This window comes from Parasutterella secunda, assembly GCF_023336895.1.
GTDB lineage: Bacteria > Pseudomonadota > Gammaproteobacteria > Burkholderiales > Burkholderiaceae_F > Aphodousia > Aphodousia faecalis.
Window position 1 is genome coordinate 275,987 of the sequence record NZ_JAMBLT010000001.1, and the last position, 15,782, is coordinate 291,768.

Consider the following 15,782-nt stretch of genomic DNA (forward strand, 5'->3'; position numbering starts at 1 on the left):
CCCCTGTCAGACAAGGGAATTGAAGGATATCTTCTAATTTTAGCAAAGCCTCTCTTATCACTTTGAGTAAAGTAGCTGATAGATGCAATATTTTCTTACGGAAAAATAGGGAGTTAGAGCTTTTTTGAGTAAAATTGAGGGGTTAATTTTTGCTCGAAAGATTCTCTAATGGATACGTCCCATCAATTACGTGCAGCTTTGGCTCCTGAGAGTATCGCCGTTATCGGCGCCAGTGATCGTGAAGCCTCTCGCGGAGCGCCGCTATGGAAAAACCTAATCAGTGCCGGTTTTAGCGGAAGAATTTATCCTGTTAACCCCAAATACCGTTATTTAGGGGATATTCCTTGCTATCCAAGTATCAAAGCCATTGAAGACCACATTGATCTGGCTATTTTGGCCGTTCCCACAAAAACCATTGAGAGCGTTCTGGAAGATATCGCCTCTCATGGCACTCATTGGATAGCTCTTGCCCCCAGTGATGCTTCCGTCACATCTGATTCGAATTGGCAAGCCAAAATTGTCAATAAGGCTCACGCTTTAGGGCTTCGCTTAATCGGAACCGACTGTCTGGGCATTATGCGCCCCAGCATGAATTTAAATGCTAGTTATTGGTCAGAGCTTCCGTTAGCCGGAAATGTCGGTTTTGCCGCTCAATCTGGCGTTATCGGCACTTCCCTTTTGGCAACTAAACGAATTCGAGATATTGGTTTCTCCACGCTAATTAACACCGGCGATGAAATTGATGTTTCAATGAGTGAGGTCGTTGATTTTCTTGCTCAAGATAAAGAAACCGGTGTTATCGTTTTGCACATTGAAGGTATCCGAAATCCCAGAGAATTCTTCTCGGCTGTTCGAGAAGCGGCCAAACACAAACCGGTCATTGTCCTTCGGGGCGGGAAAAGCCTTCAAGCCTCGCAACTTCTGGCTAGCAGAATGGGAGTGCCCGCCGGCGACGACAAGGTTTTTAATGCCCTGTTGGAACGAGCCGGCGCCATTCGAGTCTACGGTCTCGAAGAAATGCTTTCTGCAATTGAAATTTTTGGTCAAAAACGCCTCCCCCGCAGCAATCGCGTAGGCATCATCAGTAACGGTAGCGGATTCGGTGTTCTCGCCGCTGATGCCGCCTCAGAGTGTGACGTGAAAATTGCCACTCTGAGTCGTACAACAACGGAAAAGTTACACAAGATTTTCGACAATCCGCTTCCGATGACTAATCCCGTCGACTTATGGGCTGACGCGGATCCCAGACGAATAAAGCTTGCCGTCGATGCTTTAAATAAAGATGAGAATGTTGACGCCATCATCATTGTGACGGCTCCGACATTTGCTGCGCCACTTGAGCGAGTTTGCGATGCCATCGCTTACGCAACAGATGCCAGCTATAAACCCATCATCACCGCTTGGATTGGAGAGTCTCAAACCATTGCGGCCAAAAAACGGCTGAAAGACCATCCTATTACAGTTTTAAAAAGCCCTGAGAGTGCAATAAAAGCGTTTTCGTGGATGGCTCATTACGCCCAGTCACGACGTTATCTTGCAGCCACAATCGCCTCTGAAAGCGACCCATTGCCTGCAGATGAAAGGGCTATCCGAAACATACTGGAAGAAAATAAGAGTAACGAGTGTTACAGCTTAAATGAGTTGCAAACAAAGAAGCTATTGGCTTGTCTGGGCTTAACAGCTGCCACCGGTATTCTTGTGCAATCTCCAATTGAAGCGGTTAATGCTGCTAAAAATTTAGGCTTTCCTGTTGTTATCAAAGCCATTGCCAAGGGCGTAATACACAAAAGTAATGTCGGCGGAGTCGCGCTGGACCTCAAAACTGAAGAGGATGTTTTGAAAGCGAGCCAAAGCATTTTGGAAAGCGTTAAAAATAGGGCCCCTTACGCTCAATTAGAGGGACTTTATATCCAGCGTTACATCCGTCAACCTCATGGACGGGAAGTCAAAATTACCGTTCATACAGATTCTCGCTTCGGACCTGTTATCAGCTTTGGCGCTGGCGGCCATATGGGAGACATCTACAAGGACGATGTCTGTGAACTGCTTCCACTGACCAAGCCATTGGCTGCCGCACTCATCGAGAAGCCGACCGTAAGCACTTACCTCGGTGATTTCCGAGGTATGCCTGCTGCCAATAAAGAAGCTCTGGCTCAAATTTTGATGAGAATTTCCAAGCTCGTCACCGATTTCCCGCTTATCCGTGATCTAACGATTGATCCGCTTTTAGTCGATGAAGGTGGCTGTATTGTGTTAGACGCTCATATTGGCATATCTCCCAATAACTTAGACAAAGACGCATTGGCCTCCCACTTGACTTTAGCGCCGGAGCCATCTATCGATTCTGCTTGGCGAGACATCAAGGGCGGACAAGTATCACTTCGCAGTATCCATGCTCAAGACTACGACTCTCTTCGTGACTTCTTGAAGCGACTTTCGCCTCAAACAACTTACTTGCGACTGCACATCTCTTCCAATGAGTTGGCTAGAGAAAAACTGATTGAACTCACAAATATTGATTACAACAGAGAAGTAGCGATTGTTGCGTGTGACACCGAAGAGCCTGATCTCATTCATGGCGTTGCTCGTTTTAAGCGTATGCCTGGAACATCATTTGCAGAGTTCGGTGTAGTTGTTGAAGATGAATGGCAGCGGCGCGGTTTGGCCTCATTACTCATGAAAGAGCTTATCGAACAAGCAAAAATTATGAAACTTACTGTCCTCATCGGTTATGTTTTACGCGGCAATGACGGGATGTTCGCATTAATGGATTCGCTCGGATTTGTCCGCCATGAGGATGAAACTCTTGACGATGCTTTCGTTGTCTACACGCTGAATTTAGAGTGAGAAAATATGTCTGATTTAACTGTCAGTGTACAAAACGGTATTTGTCATTTAGTGATTTCTCGCCCGGCTAAACGCAACACAATTGATGCGGCAACATGTTTGAGTTGGGTAAAAGTTTTGGCACAAGCCCAAAAAGATGATGCTGTTCGCTGTGTGATCATAAGCGGCGAGGAGACTGTCTTTTGCGCCGGTGCAGATCTTCAAGAATCATTACACAGAGATGAAAAGATTCAACAGGCCTACGATGCACTCATTGAATCGATGATCGCCTTTGATAAACCGATTTTGGCTGCCGTCCAAGGCCCTGCTGTTGGACTAGGCGTAGCCATTCTTTGCTTCTGTGACATGGTTTACTGCGGAGAAAAAAGCCTTTTTTCAGTCCCCTTTACTGCATTAGGCCTGACACCGGAATTCGGACTGACATTTAGCCTTTGTGAAAAAGCAGGCTTTAAGAAGGCAATGGAAAAATTATTGCTTAGTGAACCAATTTCTGCCTTTGAAGCGTTGCAAATGGGAATTGTCACCTCAGTCTTTAAGGATGAGGATGTATTAAAAGAGACGCTTGCTCGTGCCGCTCGTTTAACCGTACTGCCTCCGGGAAGTCTTAGAGCTACCAAAGCCCTAATGAGAAAACATCAAGGGATCGCTATTCGTGAAGCATTAAATGCAGAGCACGATGCATTGACCCAAAGGCTTCAAAGCGATGAAGTCAAAGAAGCGTGTCGAGCCTTTGAAGAAGGCCGTAAACCCGACTTCAGCGTCAGCTCCCACTAGGAGAATAAATAATGGCAATGATTGAAATTCAACATGTCAGCAAATGGTACGGCGAAAACTTCCAAGTCCTTAAGGATTGCACCGCCAGTGTTGAAAAAGGCGAAGTGGTCGTTGTCTGCGGTCCGTCCGGCTCCGGGAAATCAACGCTGATTAAGACCGTAAACGGACTAGAGCCTTTTCAGGAAGGCAGAATCATTGTCAATGGCATTGATGTCGGCAATCCCAAAACAAATTTGCCGAAATTGCGACAACATATCGGGATGGTTTTCCAACATTTTGAACTTTTCCCCCACCTCTCCATCATCGACAACCTGACTTTAGCGCAAATGAAAGTGCTAGGTAGAAGCAGGGATGAAGCAACAGAAAGGGGGTTAGGTCTCCTAGAACGCGTCCATTTATCTCAACAAGCCTTGAAATTCCCCGGTCAACTCTCAGGCGGTCAGCAGCAACGTGTCGCCATCGCCCGAGCGTTGGCAATGGATCCCGTCTGCATGTTGTTTGATGAGCCAACCTCTGCACTTGATCCTGAAATGATTAACGAGGTACTCGATGTCATGGTGGAACTCGCTCAAGACGGCATGACAATGATGGTTGTTACTCATGAAATGGGATTTGCCAGACGCGTTGCTGACAGAGTCTTATTTATGGAAAGCGGTGAGATTCTGGAAAATGCCCCGACACAAGAATTCTTCACTCAACCTAAGAGTGAAAGAGCCGTACAATTTCTATCAAAAATTCTCAATCACTAAGAAAAAAATAATGAATACGCTGAGTTATGATTGGGAAAGTAGAAGGATCTTTTAATAATGATTGAGCACGCTCACACAAATAATTCCACCTTAGCACTAGCCAGAACGGTTTTAAGCAGAGAAGCCGAAGCTCTGACTAACCTCGCCGATCGTTTAGGCGATACTTTTTTAAAAGCCGTGCAATGTCTTTTAAATTGTAAAGGGCGTGTTGTTGTATCCGGCGTTGGCAAAAGTGGCCATATCGGTTGCAAACTGGCTGCGACGTTAGCCTCTACTGGGACACCTGCCTTTTTCGTTCATGCGGGTGAGGCTGCCCACGGTGATCTTGGAATGATCACGAAAGACGATGTCGTCATCGCCATTTCCAACTCTGGGACGACTAATGAACTTTTAACCATTGTTCCGGTTATCAAGCGCGAGGGAACTCCCCTGATTGCCATGACAAGCGCGCCAGATAGTGCACTGGCTAAATATGCTGATATTCACTTAGATGTCGGTGTCAGACAAGAGGCTTGTCCTCTTGGTCTGGCTCCGACCACCAGTACAACGGCAACACTTGCGTTGGGAGATGCTTTGGCAGTTGCCTGCCTTCAAGCCAAGGGATTCACCTCGAATGACTTTGCGCGTTCGCACCCCGGTGGTGCCTTAGGTCGCCGATTACTGATTCATGTTTCCGATGTCATGAGAACCGGCGAAAAGGTACCCAGCGTACTCAATACGGTGTCTGTTTTGGATGCTGTGCGCGAAATTACGCTCAAGCGCATCGGCATGACTGCCATCGTCGACAAAGACAATTGTGTTCAAGGTATCTTTACCGAAGGCGATTTGAGACGACTGATTGAGCGAATGGGCGACATTCGCCAAGTCTGCATCGCCGATGTTATGACTCCCAGTCCCAAAACGATTGCGAAGACTGCGTTGGCCGCTGAGGCTGCCCACATTCTTGATCGTTCTCTTTGTAATCAATTGCTGGTCGTTGATGAAGCAAACCACCTCATCGGTGCATTGCATATTCACGATCTTATGACAGCCAAAGTACTATGACACTCACAGAAAAAGCTAGAAAAATTAAGTTACTGATTTGCGATGTCGATGGTGTTTTAACTGACGGTAAAATTTACATCGGTAACGAAGGCGAGTTGTTCAAGGCTTTCGATGTTAAGGATGGCCTCGGCATCAAGATGCTGTTGGCTAATGGCATTGATGTTGCGATCCTAACGGCCAGAAGCTCTGAAATTCTCAAACGTCGCACGCATGAATTGGGCATCACCAATGTCCTTCAGGGACAGCGCGACAAGGTAAAGGGACTTGGAGAACTTCTCACTGCCACGGGGTTGTCGCCCGAAGAAATCGCTTACATTGGCGACGATTTGCCTGATTACGCCGTTATCCAAAAGGTAGGCTTAGCCGCTTGCCCAAGCAACGCCGTTGAAGAAATTGTTCAATTGGCCGATTTTAAGAGCCAATACAGTGGAGGAGCCGGTGCTGTTAGAGAATTGGCAGAGTTCATTTTGAAGACTCAAGGAAAATGGGAAAGTACTTTGGAAAAAATGTTCCTACACCCTGATCCTAACGACAAGCATCGCTACTAATTGAGAGAAAGAATGCGAGAAAGACTGACTGCCATTATCGCCATTATTTTGTTGCTGCTTCTCATTGCGGCCAGCTACTGGTACGCCATGCAGGCCTCTTTTAGCAAATTGCGATACATCCCGAGTGAAGAATCTCCAGATTTCATCGCTTCTGAAGCAACTATTGTTACGTTTGATGAAAACGGCGTTGCCAAAAATCGCTTACAGGCTGAAGAATTTCGGCATTTTTCCAATGATTCCATCACTATGGTTAAACCCCAGGCTACAACCGTCTCTCCTGATGAACCGATTACACACGCCCAAGCTTTAAAGGGACATAGCAGTGATGCAGGAGAAACTTTTGTGTTTGAGGGTGATGTCGTTGCCTCAAGAGCGGCCAGTGGTCAAACTGCCGCTACTCGCCTTGAAACCCAAAGCATGACGGTATACACAGACACTAATCGCTACGAAACGGATGACAAGGTCGATATATTCAGCGGCAACGACAGAACTCATGGTACGGGGATGGTTTTTGACAATATGTCCCGAACTGTTGAACTGAAAAGCCGAGTTACTACGGTGATAGAACCACAGGGAAGCTCAAAGAACTTGCTTCCTTAAACACCCCAGGATTTGAGATGAAATTTTTAACTGTTTTTGCTCTGCTTTTAGCTTTAGTCGTTCCGACCGTGCAGGCCGAAAGCCGTGATAGAGAAAAACCCATTGAGATTCAAGCTGATCACTTTTTTGGCGATGAATTGAAACAGGTCGCCACTTATACCGGTTCAGTTAAAGTTGATCAGGGGACTATGCGTTTAACCGGACAAAAATTAGTGCTTCAGGAAACCGCTCAAGGCTACAAAAAAGGAACACTCACCGGAGAATTAGCAACTTTTCGCCAAAAACGAGATCCCAAAACAAAGGGAATTGAGGAATGGGTCTCTGGCAAGGCTGAGCAAATCGTTTATGAGGAACGTACCGGCATTATTACCCTTACAGGCAAGGCACTGGTTGAACGATCCGAAAACGGAGTCGTTAAGGATCGTGCAAGGGGGAATAAAATTGTCTACGATACAATCCGCTCACGTACAATTATCCAAGGTAGCGAAGGCGGGCGAGCCAGTACCGTTATAGCTCCACGCAGCAGTACTCGCTAATGCTCAGTCGTACATTTACCAAAAAGGATTCCGATAGTGCCAACCAATGAAGAAAAACTAAGCTCCGTCCAGCCGACGCAAGATGAGGTCGCTTCTGATAATCAAGAAAAAACAGAAGTAGAGGCTCCAGTCAATACGCTGAAAGCTATTGGTCTGAAAAAAAGATACGGCAGTCGTTGGGTCGTGCAAGACGTGTCGCTCGAAGTTAAAAGCGGAGAAGTCGTCGGTCTGTTAGGTCCAAACGGGGCCGGCAAGACCACAACTTTTAACATGGTCGTTGGCTTGGTTGTCTCCGATGGAGGCTCTATTGAGCTTAATGGTCAATCTATCGCCCACTTGCCTATCTATAAACGCTCTCGTCTTGGTGTTTCCTATCTACCGCAAGAGGCTTCCGTTTTCCGTCGTATGACAGTGGAAGAAAACATCCGCGCCATTTTGGAACTTCAACAAGACGAGAACGGGAAAAGCTATTCAAAGGCTGAAATTGATAAAAAACTTGACGACTTGCTTGACGAGTTGCAAATAACACGGTTGAGAACCAATACGGCCATGAGTTTGTCTGGCGGTGAACGTCGCCGAACCGAAATTGCCCGAGCACTGGCTGCGGAACCTAAGTTTATTTTGTTGGACGAACCTTTTGCCGGTGTTGACCCAATTGCTGTTATTGAAATTCAGCGGATTATTCGCTTCTTAAAAAACAGGGGTATCGGTGTTTTAATTACCGACCACAACGTCCGAGAAACGCTCGGCATTTGTGATCATGCCTACATCATCTGCGATGGCGGCGTCTTGGCTAGCGGTCATCCGAAAGACATCGTTCAAAATGAAGACGTACGTAGAGCTTACTTAGGTGAAGCTTTCCGTATGTAGTGCGAACTATGAATCAGATATATCAATATCTTTCATCTTCAAACGTTATTTTTTTCAATTCAATGCAACGCGCGACAAAAAAACGCGTGTTCGAAGAGGCTTGCTTGGCTTTTCAAATGTCAGGCGTTCCACACACACAGGTCTTTGAAGCACTTTACGCTCGGGAACGTTTAGGCAATAATGCTTTGGGAGCTGGAGTAGCACTGCCTCACTGTGAAATTGAAGGACTGAAGCAACCCATCATCACCATTGTCCTTCTTCAACGCCCGATTCACGTTGACCCAACACCGTATGACACCAAACCGGTTGATATCTTCTTTTTCCTCATCGTCCCAAAGACAGACAATGACGATGAGTACTTGCCGCTTTTGCGCGAGTGCATTGCCATGATGGAAGATAAAACGTTGTGTGCAAAAATCCGTAAAGCAGAAAACGCCGTTGAGGTCTGTGCTTGTATCATGGATTGGGTTGCCCCCACTGTTTTAGCCCGAGAAAGTAAAGAAGACGCCCTTGAAAACGAGTGGGATATCCTTAACGAAGAAGTCAAAGCCCAACTCAAGCAAGAACAAGGCGTTACCTCCTTGACCGTGGCCGCTGTTGAAAACAATAGTTAAGCTTTCCGCTACAATAGTCTGACTTTGTGTGGGGGGGACTTGTATGAAGCTTATTATTGTCACCGGTCTTTCGGGCTCAGGAAAATCTGTCGCCATCCGACAGTTGGAAGATTCCGGCTACTACTGCATTGACAATCTCCCTCTGTCTTTTCTTATCCCGGTTGCTAAAGCCCTGCAACAAACTCAGGACTATGTTGCTTTTGCTGTTGATGCAAGAAGTGACTTCGAGGGTTACGCCCCCGAAAAACTCATTGAGGAACTTAACGCACAAAAAGATTGGGATGTGCGTGTTTTATTTCTGACTGCCTCCACTCAGGAACTGATTCAACGCTTCTCTGAAACCCGACGCCGACATCCGTTAACGTTGCGCTTTAGCGCCGGTAATGAAAAGGTCACGCTCTCGGAAGTCATCACGAGAGAACGCGAGTTACTCGAGCCTTATAGTGTGCAAGCACACGTTCTGGATACAACTCACTTGCAAAGCAACACTCTGCGCACTTGGGTGAAAGACTTCGCCGATGCCCCTCATGCCGATCTCAGTTTGACGTTTGAATCGTTCGGTTATAAACACGGCATTCCCACAGCGGCAGATTTAGTTTTTGACGTTCGTAATCTCCCCAATCCTTACTACGATCCTCAACTGCGGCCACTGACGGGACAAGATGAAGCCATCGTTGAATTTATGCAAAAGCAGCCGATGGTCACTGAAATGGTTAAAGACATTGAGTTCTTCATCGAAAAGTGGTTGCCCAGCTACCAAGCAACAAACCGGCACTACTTAACCGTGGCTATTGGTTGTACGGGCGGTCAGCATCGTTCTGTCTATGTCGCGGAAACTCTAGCTAAATATTTTGCACAGAAACTTCCCTCTGTCGCCATCCGTCACCGCATCATCGGTCAAGCGAAAAAACCGGTAAAAGGTCTTAGTCAGACTCTCTAGCGAAAAAACGCTCTAATAGACCTCTGATAGGAGCGGGAAGCCCAATGTCGGGCAACTCTGCGACTTTTGCCCATCGCTCGTCGTTTTTCACTGTATCAGGGTTTTTGATATGAATTGCCCAAGGATGCAAGACGAGACGGTAGTGAGAAAAGTCGTGATGAAAACTTTCTAACCTTCGAATATTTTTAATCATGAAGCCTTGAGCAGAAAGCGCCTCCGAAATGTCTTCCTCCGACATTTCGCCTTCTCGTTCAGGCAAACTAAAAAGTCCCCGCCAAACACCCCGGGCCGATCGTTTTTGCAGCAAACAACCGTCCTCATGCCAAAGAAGGAAAAAAGTCCTCTCTTTTTCCAAACGATTAAGCTTTTTTCTGGGAGCTGGAATATCCCCTTGTTTGCCATTCAGTAAAGCTTGACAAGTTTCTCGAAATGGGCAAATGACACACTTAGGGGTTCTTGTACAAACTGTGGCGCCTAAATCCATTAGCCCTTGTATATAGGCTTCAATATCGTTTTGAGGTAACAGATTTTCAGCCAAATCCCACAGCTTTTTAGTTGTTTCACCATTGTCAACAGGGGCGTCAAGACAAAAATAACGCATCAGAACCCTTTTGACATTCCCATCCAAAATAGTTTCCTTAGCCCCAAAGCTAAAAGCTACTATGGCCGCAGCTGTACTGCGGCCAACTCCTGGAAGGGACTCCCATTCAAGGCGAGTTGTGGGAAAGACACCCTTGTGATCATAGACAATGATTTTTGCGCTTTTATGTAAATTTCTCGCTCGTGAGTAGTAACCCAATCCCGACCAATATTGCATGACTTCATCTTCAGAAGCCTCTGCTAAGGATTGGACGGTCGGGAAACGTTTCATAAAGCGATCATAGTATTCAATGACCGTAGAAACTTGAGTTTGTTGCAACATGATTTCGGAAATCCACCGTGCGTAAGGGTGTGCGTATTGCCAAGGCAAATGATGCCTACCATGGACTTTTTGCCAATCAATAAGTGTTTGAGAAAATTGTTCCGAGATCATGGATTTTTAGGAAAACAGTACAATAGCGAAATCCTTGCTGATTATAAAGACATGCCTCTTAATCTATTTACTTTTAAGCGAGCCCTTTGCACCGCGTTAAGTCTGACTTGCTTGGTGAGTTCATCCTGGGCTAAAGAGACGCTTCCGAATGTTGAACTAACCGGGGGACTTCTTTTCCAAATCATTGCTTCAGAATTTGCTCTGCAGCGCAATGACCCTGCCACGGCATTTCAAACTTATATGCAAACCGCCCGAACAACAAAAGACCCTCGTTTGGCGAAACGCGCCTTTGAAATAGCAGACGGTGCTCACGCCTTTGAACAGGCTTCAGAAGCGGCACAACTTTGGGAGAAACTCTCTCCGTCAAATGAGGATGCTCAATTGGCTAATACGCTGACTCAAATCCGCCAGGGCGATTTGTCTGAAAAGCGGCAGCAGAGCGCAAAGGATCTCATTTTAAGTGCGAAAAACCAGCAAGAACGCCTAAAACGGTTTCAAGCGATTGCTCTCCAAGCTCAGTTCAGCTCAGCCCAACCTCAACAGATACTGACCTTTTTGCGTCCTTTGGCAAGTTTGTGCAAAGACCAGAAAGAGGCAGCATTGACACTAGCCAAGCTATATCGCCGAACAGGCAATGCGGAACTCGGAGAACATTTTGCAAAAATTGCTTGGCAACAACTTCCCGATAGTACGGTTGCACTTTTGGAATACGCCGATACGCTCATCGCAAAAGAACCGCTTAAAGCGGTCAGTACTCTTGAAAATTTCGTCAAACGTCACCCAAAAGACTACGATGCTCAACTGGGTTTGGCTAAAGCTTATGCACGTACACAGAATAAAAACGGCGTAAAAAAACAAATCCAAATTTTGGATCCTTTCTCACAGAAGATGCCTAATTTGGCTTTTACTCTAGCCAGTATTTGCGATACTGTCGGACTATTGGATGAAACTAAGCGATATTTAATGACCTTTGAGCGTCTGGCCAAAGAGCAAAAAGTTTCTCTTGAAAGACTTCCCAGAACCTATTTATCTCTTGGGATGATTGACTATAAACAACGTCATTTCTCCGCTGCTGCGGACTGGTTTAGTCAAGTGGATCAGTCCAGTGAATTCTTTCCGCAATCTCGTTTATTTTTAGCCCAAGCTCTCGCCGCGGAAAAACATTTTGATGAAGCAATCGAAGTTCTGGATAAAACAAAAGTTAATGATCGACTGAAAACAGAGTTCCTCCATAAACGTGCTCAGATACTTTACGAAGCCGATCGACTGCCGCAAGCTTATGAAGCAATGAAAAAGGCTTTGTCCACTGACAAAGATAATGCTACGTTACTTTTCCAGTGCGCCGTTATTGCCAATGAGATTAAACGCATTGATGAAGCTGAGAAATATTTACAAAACGCGATTGAACTCTATCCTGATAATGCCAATTTCTACAATACGCTGGGTTACCTTTGGGTAGAAAACGGCGTCAAGCTGGATCAAGCCAAGCTGCTCATTGAAAAAGCTATTCAACAAGAACCTGAGAACCCCGCCTTCTTAGATTCCATGGGTTGGCTTTATTTCAAACAGGGAAGTCTCAAGCAAGCTCAAAATTATTTAGAAAAAGCAGCAAAATTGTCTAATGACAAAGAAATACTGCTGCACCTTGCTGAGGTTTACCAAGCTCAAGGGGAAACACCCAAAGCGATGGATATCCTTCGACCCATGCTCAAAGAGAATGCGGAAGATCAGGAGATTAACTCATTGATGGATCGGTTACATCTGCGTTTTTAGGTAAAAAATGACTTTTAAACTTATCGCCACCGGCATTGCAAGCATCTTGTTGACAGGGTGTGTCGCCCTGTCTACTCCCGAACTTGAGCAATCTTGGCAAGGTCGATTTTCATTGATTGCACGTTCTGCCTCTCAGCAGGAAAATCACAGCGGCCGTTTTACATTAACGCAAGCTAACACTGATTTAACTATTTTGGATTTAAAAAGTGCTTTAGGGAACACTTTGGCGAGAATCACGCGAACTCCCACAGAAGTATCTTTGGAGACGTTAGGCAATCCGACCGTGTACGCCAACGACGCCGAGTCGCTTTTACTAAAGAGCCTCGGGTTCAGCGTACCAGTTGATGGACTAAATTATTGGATCGACGGTAAAGTTATTCCCAACCAGACGGCATCCACCATCCCCAGTGCTCCCCCTTATAATCAAGTCAAACAAAGCGGTTGGTTGATCACCTATGAAAATTACGATGAGTCGGGCTTACCCAAACGTATAAGATTGACGAGAGAAGCAACCTCTTTTGCCCCTAGCATTTCTGTTCTTCTTGTTGTCTCGAGCCGAGATCATGATTCTTAATTTGCTTGCTCCAGCTAAATTGAATCTTTTTTTGCATATCGTTGGTCGTCGACAAAACGGTTACCACGAGTTGCAATCTGTTTTTGTTTTGGTAGACCTTTGTGACACCATCAGCTTATCCGCTCGCAATGACCCTGAAGTCGTTCGTACTGGTGATATTGTCGGAGATCCATCAAAAGATTTATGTGTTCGAGCGGCTAAATTACTGCAACAATATACTGGCTCTTCTTTTGGAGCAACGATTAACGTTGTCAAACGCATTCCTTCCGGTGCAGGTATGGGAGGTGGTTCTTCTGATGCAGCCACGACACTGATGGGATTGAATCATCTATGGAATTTGCATTTAACAAAAGATGAACTGATGCGTTTAGGGCTTCAATTGGGAGCTGATGTTCCATTTTTTCTTTTGGGAACAAATGCATGGGTTGAAGGTATTGGCGAAAAATTAATCCCCATTTCCATCCCATCCATTCCTTTTGCCATCATTTGGCCCGGAGTCAATCAAGCAACAGGAGAAATTTTTTCACATCCGGACTTGACAAGAAATACGAAATACGTCACAATGTCGATCCTCGACGCCGCTCAGCAATCTGGTGAGTGGATGAGATTGGGACACAACGATCTAGAACCGATCGTAAAAATTGTGAATCCCGAGGTAAATAAGTTGCTAACGGATTTACCTCAATTCCGCCTAACAGGCTCTGGCTCTGCAGTTTTTGCCGTGATGCAAAAAGATGAGGCGGAAAGGGTGTTTGAAAATTTACCGTCCAGATGGAAACATTTTTCGGTAAAAAGTCTTACAATACACCCGACGTTGTCAGCATTATCATGCTGAACCAAAATTTGTAGGGGAGTCGCCAAGCTGGCCTAAGGCACCGGATTTTGATTCCGGCATTCGAAGGTTCGAATCCTTCCTCCCCTGCCAACTTTCGGGAGCAAGCATTGTTGTGCTAGCTCCCGTTTGTTTTTTTACGAAGCGGTTTTTAAGCCGCCAAATACTAACCGAAGAGTTCTCTCTTCCTAACTTTCGGCGAGTCATATCATGGTCCCAATGGTTCCGGACAATCTCATGGTTTTTACGGGCAATGCCAATCCCAAACTTGCCCATGCAGTCGCAGAACATCTCAATATTCCCCTTGGTGAAGCTGTTGTCAGTCATTTCTCTGACGGTGAAGTCATGGTGGAAATTGACGAAAAGGTCCGCGGTCGCGATGTCTTCATCTTGCAAAGCACCTGCTCTCCCACCAATGACAATTTGATGGAATTGATGATTATGGTTGATGCGTTGCGTCGAGCTTCTGCACGCCGTATCACTGCTGTGATGCCTTATTACGGCTACGCACGTCAAGATCGTCGCCCGCGCTCGGTTCGAGTGGCCATCTCCGCCAAAGTGGTTGCCAATATGCTCCAATCCGTTGGTGTCGACCGTGTTTTGACGATGGATTTGCACGCTGACCAAATTCAAGGCTTCTTCGATGTTCCGGTTGATAATATTTACGCAACGCCTATCTTGTTGCGTGAACTTCAAAGCCGTAACTATGAAAACCCTGTCGTGGTCTCCCCCGATGTCGGCGGCGTTGTTCGCGCTCGTGCCATGGCGAAGTCCCTCAACACGGACATGGTCATCATTGATAAGCGCCGTCCACGTCCCAACGTGGCAGAAGTGATGAACCTCATCGGTGAAGTGGCTGGCCGCACTTGCATCATTACCGACGATATCGTCGATACCGCCGGAACACTTTGCAATGCTGCTAAGGCACTGAAAGAACGCGGCGCAATCAAAGTTTGTGCATACATTACCCACCCGGTTCTTTCCGGCCCGGCTATTGAACGCATTACGAATTCCGACTTGGATGAGTTGGTTGTCACGGATACGATTCCGTTACGTGAGGATGCCCTTAAGTGTCCGAAGATCACTCAAGTCTCTGTAGCTAATATTTTCGGTGAAACGATCTCTCGCATTGCTCGTGAAGACTCTGTGAGCGCTTTGTTCGAAAATTGCTAATGTGAATTTAAGGCGAGTCGGAAAAACGACTCGCCTTTTTGTGCAAAATCTGTACAATTGCACACTCGATTGTTTTTTAGCAATCTTTTTTGTTCCTAGTGGATGGTCGCGTCCCGGGAATTTTAATTTTGGAGAAATCTTATGAAAATCATCGCCACCACGCGTCAAGCGCAAGGTACGGGTGCGAGCCGCCGTCTGCGCCGCGCCGACAAGTTGCCCGGTATTGTTTACGGCGGCAACGTTGCGGCCACGCCGATCGAGCTCGAACACAATCCTATTTTCTACGCCTTGCGCAAGGAAAAGTTCCACACCTCGATTTTGACGATGGAATTGGATGGTAAGGATCAGCTCGTTGTTTTGCGCGCTTTCCAAATGCATCCGTACAAGCCGCAAGTCATGCACATTGACTTCCAACGTGTCAATGCTGATGAACCGGTGACCATGAGCGTGCCGTTGCACTTCTTCGGTGCTGAAAACAGCCCGGCCGTTAAGATCAGCAAGGGTCTCATCAACCACGCTCGCAGCTCTATCGAAGTCAGCTGCTTGCCGAAGGACTTGCCGGAATTCATTTCTGTTGACTTGTCTGGTTTGACCGCTCAAACGACGATGCGCGTCTCTGACATCGCATTGCCGGAAGGTGTTTCCGCTGTGGTTCACGGCAATGAAGACCCGGTTGTTGTGTCTGTCGTTGCTCAAGTCGAAGAAGAAGAAGATACGACTGCTGATGCTGCCGCTGCTGACGCCGCTGCTCCTGCTGCTGCGCCCGCCGCTTCTGAAGCAAAATAATTTTCGACTAGACTCGAAAAAAGGGCGCCTCGGCGCCCTTTTTTATAACCGAGCTCGATACAAAAATATAGAATTGCTCCCATCTTTAA

At 46.3% G+C, this 15,782-nt stretch carries 16 protein-coding genes and 1 tRNA gene; 16 read left to right on the forward strand and 1 reads right to left on the reverse strand.

What is annotated here, in order from left to right; all coding sequences use genetic code 11:
- The first annotated feature begins 168 nt into the window (after positions 1 to 168).
- From M3080_RS01275 to rapZ, 10 genes are all read left to right on the forward strand, one after another.
- Positions 169 to 2,847, forward strand: coding sequence for a bifunctional acetate--CoA ligase family protein/GNAT family N-acetyltransferase (locus M3080_RS01275; protein WP_022472600.1), 2,679 nt, complete (start codon positions 169 to 171; stop codon positions 2,845 to 2,847).
- Between the two features lie 6 nt (positions 2,848 to 2,853).
- A complete protein-coding gene (locus M3080_RS01280; RefSeq protein WP_249091569.1) occupies positions 2,854 to 3,621 on the forward strand; it encodes an enoyl-CoA hydratase-related protein in 768 nt (255 codons plus the stop codon).
- 17 nt (positions 3,622 to 3,638) lie between these two features.
- A complete protein-coding gene (locus tag M3080_RS01285; RefSeq protein ID WP_249091775.1) occupies positions 3,639 to 4,370 on the forward strand; it encodes an amino acid ABC transporter ATP-binding protein in 732 nt (243 codons plus the stop codon).
- A 57-nt stretch (positions 4,371 to 4,427) separates the two neighbouring features.
- Positions 4,428 to 5,414, forward strand: a complete 987-nt coding sequence (locus M3080_RS01290; protein ID WP_249091570.1) for a KpsF/GutQ family sugar-phosphate isomerase — start codon at positions 4,428 to 4,430, stop codon at positions 5,412 to 5,414.
- On the forward strand, positions 5,411 to 5,962 hold the full coding sequence (locus M3080_RS01295) for a KdsC family phosphatase (protein WP_249091571.1): 552 nt from the start codon (positions 5,411 to 5,413) through the stop codon (positions 5,960 to 5,962). The genes M3080_RS01290 and M3080_RS01295 overlap by 4 nt, the downstream gene beginning before the upstream one ends.
- A gap of 12 nt (positions 5,963 to 5,974) precedes the next feature.
- Complete coding sequence (lptC, locus tag M3080_RS01300; protein ID WP_022472595.1) at positions 5,975 to 6,562, forward strand: LPS export ABC transporter periplasmic protein LptC; 588 nt, start codon at positions 5,975 to 5,977, stop codon at positions 6,560 to 6,562.
- Between the two features lie 17 nt (positions 6,563 to 6,579).
- The gene (lptA, locus tag M3080_RS01305) at positions 6,580 to 7,098 is read left to right on the forward strand and encodes a lipopolysaccharide transport periplasmic protein LptA (protein WP_249091573.1); all 519 of its coding nucleotides are present in this window, start codon (positions 6,580 to 6,582) and stop codon (positions 7,096 to 7,098) included.
- Positions 7,099 to 7,236: 138 nt separating this feature from the next.
- Positions 7,237 to 7,968, forward strand: coding sequence for an LPS export ABC transporter ATP-binding protein (gene lptB / locus M3080_RS01310; RefSeq protein WP_249091776.1), 732 nt, complete (start codon positions 7,237 to 7,239; stop codon positions 7,966 to 7,968).
- An 8-nt stretch (positions 7,969 to 7,976) separates the two neighbouring features.
- The gene (locus M3080_RS01315; RefSeq protein ID WP_258333775.1) at positions 7,977 to 8,582 is read left to right on the forward strand and encodes a PTS sugar transporter subunit IIA; all 606 of its coding nucleotides are present in this window, start codon (positions 7,977 to 7,979) and stop codon (positions 8,580 to 8,582) included.
- Positions 8,583 to 8,625: 43 nt separating this feature from the next.
- A complete protein-coding gene (gene rapZ, locus M3080_RS01320; RefSeq protein ID WP_022472591.1) occupies positions 8,626 to 9,522 on the forward strand; it encodes an RNase adapter RapZ in 897 nt (298 codons plus the stop codon).
- Here rapZ and mutY read toward each other — a convergent pair.
- Complete coding sequence (mutY, locus tag M3080_RS01325) at positions 9,506 to 10,555, reverse strand: A/G-specific adenine glycosylase (RefSeq protein WP_249091575.1); 1,050 nt, start codon at positions 10,553 to 10,555, stop codon at positions 9,506 to 9,508. The two genes, rapZ and mutY, sit on opposite strands and share 17 nt — an antisense overlap.
- A gap of 51 nt (positions 10,556 to 10,606) precedes the next feature.
- Here mutY and M3080_RS01330 point away from each other — a divergent pair, with 51 nt between their 5' ends.
- The 6 genes from M3080_RS01330 (at position 10,607) to M3080_RS01355 (ending at position 15,693) form a co-directional block, all read left to right on the forward strand.
- The gene (locus M3080_RS01330; protein WP_249091577.1) at positions 10,607 to 12,328 is read left to right on the forward strand and encodes a tetratricopeptide repeat protein; all 1,722 of its coding nucleotides are present in this window, start codon (positions 10,607 to 10,609) and stop codon (positions 12,326 to 12,328) included.
- A 7-nt stretch (positions 12,329 to 12,335) separates the two neighbouring features.
- Positions 12,336 to 12,902, forward strand: a complete 567-nt coding sequence (locus tag M3080_RS01335; protein WP_249091578.1) for an outer membrane lipoprotein LolB — start codon at positions 12,336 to 12,338, stop codon at positions 12,900 to 12,902.
- Positions 12,892 to 13,737: a 4-(cytidine 5'-diphospho)-2-C-methyl-D-erythritol kinase gene (gene ispE, locus M3080_RS01340; protein ID WP_249091579.1), complete on the forward strand. Its 846-nt coding sequence runs from the start codon at positions 12,892 to 12,894 to the stop codon at positions 13,735 to 13,737. Before M3080_RS01335 ends, ispE begins: the two co-directional genes overlap by 11 nt.
- A gap of 12 nt (positions 13,738 to 13,749) precedes the next feature.
- Positions 13,750 to 13,827: transfer RNA gene (locus M3080_RS01345), tRNA-Gln, on the forward strand.
- A 126-nt stretch (positions 13,828 to 13,953) separates the two neighbouring features.
- Positions 13,954 to 14,907 (forward strand): ribose-phosphate pyrophosphokinase, encoded by a 954-nt coding sequence (locus M3080_RS01350; protein WP_249091777.1) that lies wholly within the window; start codon positions 13,954 to 13,956, stop codon positions 14,905 to 14,907.
- Positions 14,908 to 15,048: 141 nt separating this feature from the next.
- On the forward strand, positions 15,049 to 15,693 hold the full coding sequence (locus M3080_RS01355) for a 50S ribosomal protein L25/general stress protein Ctc (protein WP_249091580.1): 645 nt from the start codon (positions 15,049 to 15,051) through the stop codon (positions 15,691 to 15,693).
- Positions 15,694 to 15,782 lie beyond the last annotated feature (89 nt).